Source organism: Fructilactobacillus sp. X1R3C1 (genome assembly GCF_059901545.1).
Genome location: NZ_JBWXUT010000003.1, coordinates 185,946 through 193,437, shown reverse-complemented (window position 1 = coordinate 193,437; position 7,492 = coordinate 185,946). Strand labels below are relative to the sequence as shown.

Sequence of the window (7,492 nt, the reverse complement as noted above, 5' to 3'; positions counted from 1 at the left end):
CGAACACAGAAGTTAAGCTTCAGCACGCCAAGAGTAGTTGGGGGATCGCCCCCTGCAAGGGTAGGACGTTGCCACGCAACCCAGAGTTTTTAACCATTTGGTTAGGAACTCTTTTTTTGTGCCGTAAATTAGGTGTATAATTACCAACAATTAAGTCATAAGGGTAGTGATTTTATGAAAAAACAACGCTGGTACCGTTTTTCACTCGGTTGGCAAATTGTATTTGGCTTGTTCTTAGGGATTATCTTAGGTGTTATTTTTTATCAGAATAAAGTTGCCATTAATGTAATGCAAAACATTGGGACTATGTTTATTAGCCTAATTCAAATGATTGTTTTACCAATTGTGGTTTCTTGTTTAACGGTTGGGATTGCCGGAATGGGTGACATCAAAAAGGTCGGACGAATTGGGGTAAAGACGCTGGTTTACTTCGAATTAATGACCACGGTTGCTATTATTTTGGGTCTCTTAGTCGCTAACATCGCTCATCCCGGAACTTACATTAATGTTCATCAAATGCATGGATCGACGGACATTAGTCAATACATAGCGACTGCCAAGCAGTCCAAAAATACAGGAATCTGGTCCATGATCATGAACTTAATTCCTACTAACATCTTTGCGTCATTAAGCAAGGGTGATATGATGCCCATCATTGTTTTTTCGGTCTTCTTTGGTTTAGGAACCGCAGCCATCGGTGAAAAGGGACAAATCATTATTAACTTCATGAGTGCGGTCTCAGAAGTTATGTTTAAAATTACAAATTGGGTTATGCACTTAGCTCCAATTGGAGTTTGTGCCCTAATTGGGGTCACCTTGGCCGAGCTAGGAATTAAGGCCCTGTTACCGTTAGGCTATTTTGTTTTCTTAGTTTACCTCACTATGCTTGTCTTCGTTCTGGTAGTAATGGGAGTGGTGGCTCGCCTCTGTCATTTCAAACTCTCGGACCTTTTGGCGGTTATTAAGAATGAAATTGTTTTAGCCTTTTCGACTGCCAGCTCTGAGGCGGTTCTACCTAAGATGATTCAAAAAATGGATCACTTTGGCGTTAATCCATCAATCGTTTCGTTTGTTATCCCAACCGGATACACCTTTAATCTTGACGGTTCAGCCATTTACCAGTCACTGGCGGCTCTTTTTCTTGCCCAAGCTTATAACATTCACTTATCGATTGGACAGCAGGTTACCTTACTGATTGTATTGATGATCACTTCAAAGGGAATGGCCGGAGTTCCAGGGGCCTCCTTTGTTGTGCTGCTTGCCACTATTTCAACGATTGGCGTTCCCATGTCTGGTTTGACCTTCATCGCTGGCATCGATCGGTTCATTGATATGGGTCGGACGGCAGTCAACGTGGTCGGCAATTCACTTGCGACGGTGGTAATTGGAAGTTCTGAACATGAATTTAACCGGAAGCAAGCGAATAGTTATGTCAAACAAGTTAAATCAAAAAAAGCATAATCGTTAAAGCTGAAGTTGGACATTTAAGCTGGCTTCAGTTTTTATTTTGTCGTTTGTTAAGAAATTGATAAAAAAGCATTGACAGGATTGGTCGTTTCAATTTACAATCAGTGAAACTAATGAAAGGAAGTTTTAGCGATGACGGCACCCGTAGTTTCCATGATTAGCATTTTATTATTCATTTTAGTCACAGTGATGATTAAAAATTGTGTGGATAATAAGATGCCTTTAAGTCAGAGCTAACTTCTTCTTTAAGTCCTCACAGTTTTGTTGGTAACTGCGGGGGTAAGTAGGTAATGTCCTCCAGTTACGTGAACTGGGGGATTTTTTTATTTTCAAGAAGTTAACTTTAATAAATAGTTTAAGGAGGGTTTGAAATGACAAATAAAGAAACGCTGGCTCACGAACAGCGGGCTTATTCAAAGGCGGCACGAATTAAATATTTTGATATTGTAATTAAATCAGGGGCCGGAGCCATTTTAACGGACGAAGATGGACGCAGTTACATTGACCTCTTATCCAGTGCTTCATCAACTAATACTGGACATTGTCATCAGAAAGTTGTCAAAGCCATTTCAGATCAAGCTAGCCGGTTGATTCAATACACTCCAGCCTATTTTGCGACTTCTGAAGAAGCTAAGTTAGCGCCACGATTAGCTGAATTGGCTCCAATTGACGGGCCAACTAAAGTGGCTTTTGGTAATTCTGGGTCTGACGCGAACGATGCGATTATTAAATTTGCGAGAGCATTCACGGGCCGTCAATACATTGTGAGTTTTACCGGTGCTTATCATGGTTCCACGTATGGATCGATTAGTACTTCGGCAGTTAGTCTCAACATGTCACGCAAAATTGGGCCACTCTTACCTGGTGTAGTTAAGGTTCCCTATCCAAGTCCATGGAATCGTCTAAAGGGTGAAAATGATGATGAATTCAGTGATCGGATGTTTGAGGCTTTTAAGTTGCCATTTGAGACTTATTTACCAGCTGAAGAGACGGCGGTCATTGAGATCGAAGCCATTCAAGGTGATGGTGGTTTTATTAAAGCACCAGAACGGTTTTTAAATCGGGTGTATCGATTCGCCAAGGATCACGGCATCCTATTTGCCGTAGATGAGGTTAATCAAGGACTCGGACGAAGTGGGAAGATGTGGTCAATTGATTATTTTAAGGATGTTCATCCAGATTTAGTTGCGATTGGAAAGTCAATTGCATCCGGATTGCCGCTCAGTGCTGTTGCGGGTCGAAAAGAAATTATGGATGCCATGGATGCACCTGGGAATACTTTTACGACGGCTGGTAATCCAGTGTCGGCGGCCGCTGCTAACGCTACTCTAGACGTCATTAAAAACGAACACTTGGTAGAACGAAGCGCAAGATTAGGCAAACAGGCCAATCAATTCTTTAAGCAAATGCAAAACCAGTTTCCCTTTATTGGTGATGTACGGATGTATGGATTAAACGGTGGAATTGACATTGTTGACCCGCAGACCAAGAAACCAGACGGTGATGCCGCTAACAAACTAATTTATCGGATATTTGAGTTGGGCGCAATCATGATTACCGTCCGTGGCAATGTTTTACGTTTCCAACCACCGTTGGTAATTAAAGAAACCGATTTACAAAAAGCCTTTTCAATGATTGAGCAGGCAATGCAAGAATTAAACGACGGAAAATTAACTAAATCACCCGCAAACATGGGTTGGTAATCAAAAGGAGTTTGAAGCATGAAAAATATTTGGCACAAGATGAATGAAAAAGTTGATTTTCATTTCTATATATCTAAAGATAAACACTTGGAAAAAACCATGACCGTGAAAGACTTTTTGGCCCTTGGCCTTGGTACCATCCTGTCAACGTCAATTTTTACGTTGCCGGGGATTGTAGCCGCTAAGTACACGGGTCCGGCCGTTGTCATTTCGTTCATCCTAGCAGCACTAGTAGCTGGCCTTGTGGCAATGAATTACGCTGAAATGGCGTCCGTCTTGCCCTTTGCCGGCTCTGCTTATTCTTGGATCTCAGTCCTGTTTGGTAAATTTTGGGGCTGGATCGTTGGCTGGGCGCTACTTGCGGAATACCTAATCGCCGTGGCCTTTGTTGCCGCTGGACTCTCATCAAACGTCCAAGGACTAATCTCGCCGCTTGGAATTACGCTACCAAAGGCAATTTCCTCCCCACTTGGTACTAACGGAGGGGTAATTGATATTATTGCCGTTTTAGTGTTGGCACTTGTCACCTACATCTTGATGCGTGGTGACCGACAAACAACTCGAATTTCAAACGTGTTGGTAGTGTTGAAACTGCTGGCAATCGTTGCCTTTATCGTGGTTGGTGCGACCGCTATCAAAGCCCAAAACTACGTTCCGTTCTTCCCGAAAAGTCATCCGAATCCTGATGGAACGGTCTTTGGTGGCTGGCAAGGGATCTACGCTGGAATTTCAACGATTTTTCTCTCCTACATTGGGTTTGATTCCATTGCCTCTAACTCTGGTGAAGCTAAGAATCCCCAAAAAACCATGCCACGTGGCATCATCGGTTCGTTAGTAATCGCTACGATTTTCTTTATTTGTGTTTCACTAGTGTTGGTTGGGATGTTTAAGTACACCTTGTACACCAACAACGCCGAACCAGTGGGGTGGGCGCTTCGACAAAGTGGTCACACTATTGTTGCCACCGTCGTGCAGGCCGTGGCGGTTGCCGGGATGTTAGTGGCTTTAATTGGAATGATGATGGCTGGTTCCCGTTTAATCTATTCCTTTGGCCGTGACAAAATGTTGCCCAAGGCCGTTGGCAAACTGAATCAAAAAAAGATTCCAAGTAATGCGCTCTGGATCATCACCATCATTGGAATCATTCTGGGGGCCATTTTTCCGTTTACCTTCCTCGCCCAATTGATTTCAGCTGGGACGTTAATTGCCTTCATGGCGGTCTCACTGGCCATGTATCCACTCAGAAGACGCGAAGGGAAAACCCTCCCCGAGGCGGCTTACCGGATTCATTTTTATCCAATCTTACCCGCATTAGGCTTTTTGGGTTCCCTCGCTGTCTTTATGGGACTCGATATTCAGGCTAAAATTTATGCGGTCGTTTGGTTCCTGTTGGGTGTCATTATTTACTTCGTTTATGGCATGCGTCACGCCGACTCCAAGATTCCCGACAGTGATGATCAAGAGATTGACGAGAACCTTTAAGTGTTGAATATGTGACTTTTATCCCAAAGGTGGTTGAAAAATCAATATTCGCGTAGTACTCTTAGAACAATCTTAAAAGAAAAGGGTGAATTAGTAATGTCAGATAAAAGGAAGAAAGTTGTTCTAGCATATTCTGGTGGTCTTGATACTTCAGTTGCGATCGCTTGGTTGACTGATAAAGGTTATGACGTCATTGCGACCTGCATCAACGTTGGCGAAAACAAGGACCCAGAATTCATTAAAAATAAAGCGCTAAAGGTGGGTGCCGTCCGCTCATACGTCATTGACGCTCAAGATGAATTCGCTGATGAGTATGCTTCAGTCGACTTACAGGCCAACGCCATGTACGAAGGATCGTATCCGCTTGTTTCTGCTTTATCAAGACCTTTGATTGTAAAGAAATTGGTTGAGGTCGCAAAGAACGAAGGCGCCGATGCGATCGCTCATGGTTGTACTGGAAAAGGAAACGATCAGGTCCGATTTGAAGTTGCTATTCATGCCCTTGCTCCCGACATAGACGTGTTAAGTCCAGTTCGTGACTGGCACTGGTCTAGAGAAGACGAGATTGAGTACGCTAAGGATCACAATATTGATATCCCAATTGATTTAAATTCACCATATTCAATTGACAGTAATATCTGGGGTCGTGCGAATGAAGCCGGGGTCCTAGAAGATCCATGGGTTAGTGCTCCAGAAGATGCCTTTGATATGACCAAACCAGTTGAAGAAACACCCGATGAACCAACCGAACTAGAAATTACGTTTAAAAAAGGTCTTCCAGTTGCGTTGAACGGCAAGCCCATGAAATTCGCTGATATCATCAAAGAGTTAAATACGATTGCCGGTGAAAATGGAATCGGTCGAATTGATCACATTGAGAATCGGTTAGTTGGAATCAAATCCAGAGAAGTCTATGAGACTCCTGGAGCAACGGTGCTCCTTAAAGCTCACAAGGAACTCGAAGATTTGACCTTTGAAAGAGGCTTGGCACACTTCAAGCCCATTGTTGAAAATGAAATCAGTGAGGTCATCTACGACGGACTCTGGTTCTCACCACTAATGGAGTCACTTCAGGCCTTTTTGAAGGATTCGCAGAAACACGTCAGTGGGGTGGTTAGAGTTAAGTTATTTAAGGGTAACGTCACCGTCCTTGGCAGAAAGTCAGAGAACTCGCTGTATGATAAGGATCTTGCTACCTACACCTCATCGGATTCATTCGACCAGGTAGCTTCCAAGGGCTTTATCAAATTGTGGGGTCTTCCAACCAAGGTGAACTCCCAGGTTCAGATTAAAAATCAAAAGCAAAAGGACAAAAGTAAATGAGCGATAAACTATGGGGTGGCCGCTTTACCGAACAACCTGATGAATCGGTTGATAATTTTGGTTCGTCAATCTCTTTTGACCAGTTAATGGCTGACGAGGATATTGAGGGATCGCTGGCTCACGTAAAAATGCTAGAAAAGACTGGCATTCTTCCCGCTGGCGACGTTAAACAGATTGTCAGTGGTTTAGAGGGCATTCAAACCGATTTGCACGCTGGTAAAATTAAGTTCTCCAAAGCAAATGAAGATATTCATATGAATATTGAAAAGATCCTCACCGATCGAATTGGTCCGGTAGCCGGAAAACTTCACACGGCGCGTTCCAGAAACGATCAGGTGGCAACGGATTTTCATTTATACCTAAAAAAGCGGCTTCCCAAAATCATTGACGAGATTACGACTTTACAGAAGACGTTGGTGAAGATGGCGGATGAAAACGTGGAAACCATCATGCCGGGTTATACGCACCTTCAGCATGCCCAGCCCATCTCGTACGGCCACTACTTGATGGCGTACTACCAGATGCTGAAGCGGGACAAGGAACGTTTTGAGTTTAATGAGAAGCACACGGACATGCTGCCACTGGGAGCGGCGGCTCTTGCTGGGACCACGTTTCCCATTGACCGGCAGTTTACTGCCCAAGAACTTGGCTTTGATGAGGTCTATGCCAATTCGTTAGACGCTGTTTCTGACCGTGACTTTGCCCTGGAATTTCTGAGTAACTGTTCCATCTTGATGATGCATCTGTCCCGTTTCTGTGAAGAGATTAGTATGTGGGTTAGTTATGAGTTTCAGTACTTAGAAATCAGTGACGAGTATTCGACTGGTAGTTCAATCATGCCGCAGAAGAAAAATCCAGACATGGCCGAACTGATTCGGGGAAAGACCGGGCGCGTGTATGGTGACTTGATGGGACTTCTGTCAACCATGAAATCACTGCCATTGGCCTATAATAAAGACTTACAGGAAGACAAAGAAGGGGTCTTTGATGCGGTTAAGACCGTCTTGCCGGCACTCAAGGTGTTCAACGGGATGCTCTCCACCCTAAAGATCAATAAGGACAAGATGCGTGATAGTACCAAGCATGATTTATCAAACGCAACCGAGCTGGCCGACTACTTGGCGGCCAAGGGGGTTCCGTTTCGTGAGGCCCACGGAATTGTTGGTAAATTAGTCTTAAACTGCATTCAGACGCACCGTGACTTACAGGACATGAGTTTAAAAGAGTTACAGAAAGCCTCATCTGTAATCCAGGACGATGTCTATCATGAACTTGATCCAGAAGTGGCCGTAAAGCGCCGTAACTCCGAAGGTGGAACCGGGTTTAAGCAGGTCAGAGCGCAGATTGACAAGGCTAAAGCTGAATTAAAATAAAAAAAGCAAAAAAGACTGAAGCCGCATGGCTTCAGTCTTTTTGCGTTCTTTGATAGCAAATTTTCTTAAATTAGATTTGCTTTTCATTTCACAGGTGGTACACTTTGAAAAATTAATTAAGAAATTGTTAAGGAGATGAAGTTC

The 7,492-nt window shown here is 43.6% G+C and carries 5 protein-coding genes; all 5 read left to right on the top strand.

Going from position 1 to position 7,492, the window contains the following annotated elements; all coding sequences use genetic code 11:
- The first annotated feature begins 174 nt into the window (after window positions 1–174).
- Window positions 175–1,461: a cation:dicarboxylate symporter family transporter gene (locus AC6UD8_RS04930; RefSeq protein WP_500699556.1), complete on the top strand. Its 1,287-nt coding sequence runs from the start codon at window positions 175–177 to the stop codon at window positions 1,459–1,461.
- A 377-nt stretch (window positions 1,462–1,838) separates the two neighbouring features.
- Window positions 1,839–3,170, top strand: coding sequence for an aspartate aminotransferase family protein (locus AC6UD8_RS04925; protein ID WP_500699557.1), 1,332 nt, complete (start codon window positions 1,839–1,841; stop codon window positions 3,168–3,170).
- A gap of 18 nt (window positions 3,171–3,188) precedes the next feature.
- Complete coding sequence (locus AC6UD8_RS04920) at window positions 3,189–4,652, top strand: APC family permease (RefSeq protein WP_500699558.1); 1,464 nt, start codon at window positions 3,189–3,191, stop codon at window positions 4,650–4,652.
- A gap of 96 nt (window positions 4,653–4,748) precedes the next feature.
- Window positions 4,749–5,975 carry an argininosuccinate synthase gene (locus tag AC6UD8_RS04915; protein ID WP_500699559.1) on the top strand — a complete coding sequence of 409 codons (1,227 nt, stop codon included), beginning with the start codon at window positions 4,749–4,751 and terminating at the stop codon, window positions 5,973–5,975.
- Entirely contained in the window at window positions 5,972–7,348 is a 1,377-nt protein-coding gene (gene argH, locus AC6UD8_RS04910) for an argininosuccinate lyase (RefSeq protein WP_500699560.1), read from the top strand. Before AC6UD8_RS04915 ends, argH begins: the two co-directional genes overlap by 4 nt.
- The last annotated feature ends 144 nt before the right edge of the window (window positions 7,349–7,492 follow it).

Excerpts from the sequence above, each read along its gene's own strand:
- AC6UD8_RS04930 (WP_500699556.1), top strand. The coding sequence starts at position 175 with ATGAAAAAACAACGCTGGTACCGTTTTTCACTCGGTTGGCAAATTGTA.
- AC6UD8_RS04925 (WP_500699557.1), top strand. The coding sequence starts at position 1,839 with ATGACAAATAAAGAAACGCTGGCTCACGAACAGCGGGCTTATTCAAAG.
- AC6UD8_RS04920 (WP_500699558.1), top strand. The coding sequence starts at position 3,189 with ATGAAAAATATTTGGCACAAGATGAATGAAAAAGTTGATTTTCATTTC.
- AC6UD8_RS04915 (WP_500699559.1), top strand. The coding sequence starts at position 4,749 with ATGTCAGATAAAAGGAAGAAAGTTGTTCTAGCATATTCTGGTGGTCTT.
- argH (WP_500699560.1), top strand. The coding sequence starts at position 5,972 with ATGAGCGATAAACTATGGGGTGGCCGCTTTACCGAACAACCTGATGAA.